Raw genomic sequence first — 2,649 nt, forward strand, 5'->3', positions numbered from 1 at the left:
TCCCTCGGCCACTTCGCGCTGCGCCGCGACAAGGCGGTCGTCTTCTCCCCCAGCGGCAAGGCGGCGGTGACGTACCGCGTCGTCTCCGGTGTGATGCTCGCCAGCGGCGACCCGATCGGCGACGTCGAGGCGTGGCCGGGCGCCATCGAGCGCTTCATGGACGAGGCCAGGGCCCACTCCTGGACGCCCGCCGTGATGGGCTGCTCCGAGACCGGCGGTGAGGTGTGGACCCGGGAGACCGGCCTGGACGCCCTGGAACTGGGCGACGAGGCGGTGGTCGACGTCGCGGATTTCTCGTTGGCCGGACGCGCGATGCGCAACGTCCGTCAGATGGTCAAGCGCATCGAGCGGGCCGGCTACGAAACCCGGGTGCGGCGCATCCATGACCTCGGGGAGGCCGAGCTGGAGCGCATCCGGCGGGCCGCCGAGGACTGGCGCGGCACCGACACCGAGCGCGGGTTCTCCATGGCGCTCGGCCGCATCGGCGACCCCTCCGACGGCGACTGCCTGATCGCCACCGCGCACAAGCAGGACGAGGAGCCGGGTCCCTACGGCGACCTCAAGGCGATCATCCACTTCGTGCCGTGGGGCAAGGACGGCGCCTCCCTGGAACTGATGCGGCGCGACCGCTCGGCCGACCCCGGCATGAACGAGCTGCTGATCGTCGCCACCCTCCAGGCCGCCCAGAAGCTCGGCATCAAGCGGATCTCGCTCAACTTCGCGATGTTCCGCTCGGCCCTCGCCCGCGGCGAGAAGATCGGTGCCGGGCCGGTGCTGCGGGCCTGGCGCGGGCTGCTGGTGTTCCTCTCCCGGTGGTTCCAGATCGAGTCGCTGTACAAGTTCAACGCCAAGTTCCAGCCGCGCTGGGAGCCGCGGTTCGTCGTCTACCGCGCCTCCTCCGACCTGCCCCGCATCGGCTTCGCCGCCATGCAGGCCGAGGGCTTCGTCAACCTCGCGCTGCCGCTGCCCCGCTTCCTGCGCCGCCGCACGGCCGCCCAGCGCCCGTGCGCGCACGCGGTGGCCGAACAGCGGGACGTCCGCGCGGCCTGACCCCGGACAGCCCGGGCGGGCCCCTGTCCCCCTCCAGCCCAGGAGCCCCGCCCGGGCCCCACACACTGGCCCACAGGGCCATGAGAGACCGCGCGTCCGCCCGTTCCGGACCGCGCGTCCGCCTGAGGCGCGGGTGGCCGGGCCACGGGGCGGCGCCCCGACCGGTGGGGCCTACGCTGAACGTATGAGCAACGACAGCGGGCGCGGCCGCGTGGCGGGACTTCCGGTGTGGGACCGGTGCGCGGTCATGGGGGTCGTCAACGTCACCCCCGACTCCTTCTCCGACGGCGGCCGCTGGTTCGACACCACCGCGGCCGTCAAGCACGGCCTCGACCTGGTGGCCGAGGGCGCCGACCTGGTCGACGTGGGCGGCGAGTCCACCCGCCCCGGCGCGACCCGCGTCGACGAGGCCGAGGAGCTGCGGCGCGTGGTACCGGTGGTGCGCGGTCTGGCCTCCGAGGGCGTCACGATCTCCGTGGACACCATGCGCGCCCGCGTCGCCGAACAGGCCCTCGCGGCCGGCGCCGCCCTCGTCAACGACGTCAGCGGCGGCCTCGCCGACCCCGCCATGATCCCCATGGTGGCGCAGACCGGCGCCCCCTTCGTCGTCATGCACTGGCGCGGCTTCCTGGAGGGCGGCAACGTCCAGGGGCACTACGACGACGTGGTCACCGAGGTCGTCGACGAGCTGCACGCGCGCGTGGAGGCCGTCCTGGAGGGCGGCGTCGCCCCCGACCGCATCGTGGTCGACCCCGGCCTCGGCTTCTCCAAGGAGGCCGGGCACGACCTGGCGCTCCTGGCCCGCCTCGACCGCCTGCGCGGCCTCGGCCACCCCGTCCTCGTCGCCGCCTCCCGCAAGCGGTTCCTCGGCCGGGTCCTGGCCGGCCCGGAGGGCGCCCCGCCTCCCGCGCGGGAGCGCGACGCGGCCACGGCCGCGGTCTCCGCGCTCGCGGCGCACGCCGGCGCGTGGGCGGTGCGGGTGCACGAGGTCCGCGCCACGGCGGACGCGGTACGCGTCGCCCGCGCCGTGGAAGCGGCCCGCACCCCCGGAGCCCGTGCCCCGCAGGGGGGCGCACGCGCCGAGGGAGCCCGGTGAGCGCCCCCCACACCGACGTCGAGCAGGTCGAGGCGGCCAACACCGCCTTCTACGAGGCGATGGAGCGGGGCGACTTCGAGGAGCTGACCTCGCTGTGGCTCACCCCGTCCGACCTGGGCGTCGACGAGGAGTACCACGACCCGGCCGACACCGGGGTGATCTCCTGTGTGCACCCGGGCTGGCCCGTCCTCACCGGCCGCGGCGAGGTGCTCCGCTCCTACGCGCTGATCATGGCCAACACGGACTACATCCAGTTCTTCCTCACCGACGTGCACGTCTCCGTCACCGGCGACACCGCCCTGGTGACCTGCACCGAGAACATCCTCAGCGGCGGCCCCGCGCCCGACGGCGGCGACGAGCTCGGCCCGCTCGTGGGGCAGCTCGTCGTCGCCACCAACGTGTTCCGGCGCACATCCCTCGGCTGGAAGCTCTGGTCGCACCACGCCTCCCCCGTCCTCACCGAGAACGACGGGGAGGAGGACGAGGACACACCCGCCTGAGCG

Annotated in this window: 3 protein-coding genes; all 3 read left to right on the plus strand. The window is 74.2% G+C overall.

Annotated features, from left to right (window positions below; all coding sequences use genetic code 11):
- A partial coding sequence (locus IE249_RS38750; protein ID WP_229859428.1) for a phosphatidylglycerol lysyltransferase domain-containing protein occupies positions 1-1,050 on the plus strand: 1,050 nt, incomplete at its 5' end.
- Between the two features lie 184 nt (positions 1,051-1,234).
- A complete protein-coding gene (folP, locus tag IE249_RS28425; protein WP_189709261.1) occupies positions 1,235-2,146 on the plus strand; it encodes a dihydropteroate synthase in 912 nt (303 codons plus the stop codon).
- Positions 2,143-2,646, plus strand: a complete 504-nt coding sequence (locus IE249_RS28430; protein WP_189709263.1) for a nuclear transport factor 2 family protein — start codon at positions 2,143-2,145, stop codon at positions 2,644-2,646. Before folP ends, IE249_RS28430 begins: the two co-directional genes overlap by 4 nt.
- Positions 2,647-2,649: the final 3 nt, after the last annotated feature.

The sequence above is a fragment of the Streptomyces anandii JCM 4720 genome, from assembly GCF_014650655.1.
GTDB lineage: Bacteria > Actinomycetota > Actinomycetes > Streptomycetales > Streptomycetaceae > Streptomyces > Streptomyces anandii.